Raw genomic sequence first — 2,955 nt, forward strand, 5'->3', positions numbered from 1 at the left:
CCCGGCCTGCGTGCCCGCCCCGGACTGCGTCTGTGTGCCCGCCGCGGCGCAGGCGTCCAGGGCCACATGGGCCGTGATGTCGCAGCTGCCGTCCGGTACCGGGTGGCACTCCCGGCCATCCCGGAAACCCGTCAGAGTGCCGAAGGCGGGGCGGTCCGCGCGGGTGTGGCAGTAGTCCACGGCGATCGCCAGCCCTCGCGTCAGGCGCCCGACAGCGGCCGCCCACGTCGCGTCCCGTGGCGCTCCGAGCTCCGCGCGCAGCCCCGGCTCGTCGGCGAGCGGCCACCAGCGCGCCAGCCAGTCCGCGTCGGGGCCGGTCACCTCAGGGCCGAGGGACTCCGTGCCGTCAGGGCGTACGAGGACCTGGCGGGGCACGCCGGACGGGTCCACCTCCACCACGTCCACGGGTACGTTGTCGAGCCATTCGTTGGCGAAGAGCAGACCGGTGACGCCGTCCGGGACGTTGTCGGTCCACTCGATCCGGGGATTGTCCAGGCCCGCTGGGCGGGGCGCGCGCTCGACCGCGTACGCCCGTACCCGCGCCGCCACCTCGGCGGGCAGCGCCGCGAGCACCCCGCCGACGAGCTCACCGCGCCCCGCGCCGACATCCACGAAGTCCAGCGCGGACGGCCGCCCCAGCACCGCGTCCACGCGGCACAGCAGCCGGGCCACCGCCTTGGCGAACAGCGGCGAGGCATGCACTGACGTGCGGAAATGCCCGGCAGGTCCCTCGGGGCGCAGATAGAAGCCCCCCGGCCCGTAGAGCGCGGTCTCCGTTGCCTCCCGCCAGCCGCGCCAGGTGCCGGGCAGCGCGCTCGCACCCTCTGCCGTGCCGTTCGCCATGCCGTTCGTCACAGCGAGAAGGGTAAGGCGGCCTCCACCTTGGGGAGTATGCGGCAGGACCACGGATCGAACCTGCGGCTGACCCCCGCACGCGCGACGTGTCCCTACGCTGGGTTACGTGCAGCGCCTCTACGACTTCCTCCGCAGACACCCGACGGCTGTCGACAGCTTCTGGGCTGTCGTCCTGCTGATGGTGGCCGGGATCGGTGAGGTCTCCACAGGGGACTACGAGCACCGGGGCCCGCGCGCCGTGGCGATGCTGGTCGTCCTGGCGCTGGCCACCGCCGTCGCGCTGCGTCGGCGCGCGCCCGAGCAGATGCTGCTCCTGGTGGCCGCGACCGGTGTCGTCCAGTTGATCAGCGGCGTCGGGGTGATGGCCGCGGACTTCGCGATGCTGGTCGTGATCTACACCGTGGCGGCCAGCAGCGTGACCTGGGCCCGCAGGTTCGCGCTGGTCGGCGGGCTGCTCGCGGCGCCGCTCGCTCAGCTGCGCTGGCCCAACGCGGCCAGTGTCTTCGGGAACATCCTCTTCGCGGGCTTCGCGATGGTCCCCTTCGCACTCGCCTGGGTCATGGGCGACTCGATCCGCACCCGCCGCGCCTACTACGCGGAGGTCGAGGAGCGCGCCGCCCGGCTGGAGAAGGAGCGTGAGGCGCAGGCCAAGGTCGCGGTCGCGGCCGAGCGGGCCCGGATCGCCCGTGAGCTGCACGATGTCGTGGCGCACAACGTCTCGGTGATGGTGGTGCAGGCCGACGGCGCCGCCTACGTCCTGGACACCGCCCCGGACCAGGCGAAACAGGCCCTGGAGACGATCTCGGGCACCGGCCGCCAGGCGCTCGCCGAGATGCGCAGACTCCTCGGTGTGCTGCGCACCGGCGAGCAGCAGGAGGCCGGGGAGTACGTTCCGCAGCCCGATGTCGAGCAGATCGACGAGCTGGTCGAGCAGGTACGGGACTCCGGCATCCCGATCGACTTCAAGATCGAGGGGACCCCGCGCCCGCTGCCCAGCGGGGTGGAGCTCACCGCGTACCGCATCGTGCAGGAAGCGCTCACCAACACCCGCAAACACGGCGGCCCGAACGCCGGCGCCAGCGTCCGCATCGTCTACTTCGACGACGGGCTCGGGCTGCTCGTCGAGGACGACGGCAAGGGCGCGCCGCACGAGCTGTACGAGGACGGCGGCGCCGACGGAGCCGGCCACGGACTCATCGGCATGCGCGAGCGCGTCGGTATGGTCGGCGGCACGCTGGACGCCGGACCGCGGCCGGGCGGCGGGTTCCGGATCAGCGCGCTGCTGCCGCTCAAACCTGCCCACTGACACCTGTCATCGAGGCCCGTCATCAAGACCTGCCACCGAGACTGTCAAGAGACCTGTCATCAGACCTGTCATCGAGACCTGTGATCCCTTGGAGGGACGCCGCATGCCGATCCGCGTGATGCTCGTCGACGACCAGGCGCTGCTGCGCACTGGCTTCCGGATGGTGCTCGCCGCCCAGCCGGACATGGAGGTCGTCGCCGAGGCGGGCGACGGCGTCGAGGCCCTGGAGCAGCTGCGCTCCACCGCGGTCGACGTGGTGCTGATGGACGTACGGATGCCGAAGCTGGACGGCGTCGAGACGACCAGCCGTATCTGCGCCCAGGACGACCCGCCCAAGGTGCTGATCCTGACCACGTTCGACCTCGACGAGTACGCCTTCTCCGGGCTGAAGGCGGGGGCCTCCGGCTTCATGCTCAAGGATGTGCCGCCGGGTGAACTGCTGGCCGCGATCCGCTCGGTGCACAGCGGTGACGCGGTCGTGGCGCCGTCCACCACACGGCGGCTGCTCGACCGCTTCTCGCCGATGCTGCCGTCCACCGGCGCCCAGCCCCAGCACAAGGAGCTGGAGCGGCTCACCGACCGCGAGCGCGAGGTGATGGTGCTGGTCGCCCAGGGCTTGTCGAACGGCGAGATCGCGGCGCGGCTGGTGCTCTCGGAGGCCACGGTGAAGACCCATGTGGGCCGCATCCTCACCAAGCTGGAGCTGCGCGACCGGGTGCAGGTGGTGGTGCTCGCCTATGAGACGGGGCTGGTGCGGGCCGGGGGCGGCACCGCCTGACCCGCGCGGGGCCGGG

The 2,955-nt window shown here is 72.1% G+C and carries 3 protein-coding genes; 2 read left to right on the top strand and 1 reads right to left on the bottom strand.

Going from position 1 to position 2,955, the window contains the following annotated elements; all coding sequences use genetic code 11:
- The coding region (locus tag U9R90_RS35015) for an SAM-dependent methyltransferase (protein WP_411061435.1) at positions 1-843 on the bottom strand (843 nt) is incomplete at its 3' end.
- A 118-nt stretch (positions 844-961) separates the two neighbouring features.
- Here U9R90_RS35015 and U9R90_RS35020 point away from each other — a divergent pair.
- Entirely contained in the window at positions 962-2,161 is a 1,200-nt protein-coding gene (locus tag U9R90_RS35020; RefSeq protein ID WP_411061432.1) for a sensor histidine kinase, read from the top strand.
- A gap of 103 nt (positions 2,162-2,264) precedes the next feature.
- Positions 2,265-2,939 (top strand): response regulator transcription factor, encoded by a 675-nt coding sequence (locus tag U9R90_RS35025; protein WP_411061434.1) that lies wholly within the window; start codon positions 2,265-2,267, stop codon positions 2,937-2,939.
- The last annotated feature ends 16 nt before the right edge of the window (positions 2,940-2,955 follow it).

The sequence above is a fragment of the Streptomyces sp. E11-3 genome, assembly GCF_046540415.1.
Lineage (GTDB): Bacteria > Actinomycetota > Actinomycetes > Streptomycetales > Streptomycetaceae > Streptomyces.